The organism is Pseudoalteromonas sp. MER144-MNA-CIBAN-0113, from assembly GCF_040308965.1.
In the GTDB taxonomy this organism is placed as follows: Bacteria; Pseudomonadota; Gammaproteobacteria; order Enterobacterales; family Alteromonadaceae; genus Pseudoalteromonas; species Pseudoalteromonas tetraodonis.
Genome location: NZ_JBEOOG010000394.1, coordinates 1 through 265, shown reverse-complemented (window position 1 = coordinate 265; position 265 = coordinate 1). Strand labels below are relative to the sequence as shown.

The following is a 265-nucleotide window of genomic DNA, read 5'->3' as shown; positions in this document are numbered from 1 at the left end:
GCATGACAGCGGCGGTCATTCCCCACGATTGCCCTTCTGTTCTTATATCGTCGCCCTCGTCTGGGTTAATTGCTTTTATGTAGTGTGCTTTATATACACCGTTTTCGGTGTACGGGTAATAAAGTTGTTGAGTGTTGTTATAGCCAAACATATTGTCAAAAGTACTATTCACCTTTTGCTGTATGTTCGTTTTACCTATTTCTTGTGCAAGGTTACGGTAAGTCCCAGAACTGTCGGCACCTACACTCGATGGATTATTATTAAA

1 pseudogene is annotated in these 265 nt (G+C 41.5%); it reads right to left on the bottom strand.

Annotated features, from left to right (window positions below):
- Nucleotides 1-265 (bottom strand): annotated as a pseudogene (locus tag AAEY57_RS20200) (glycosyl hydrolase family 8); the annotation flags it as partial.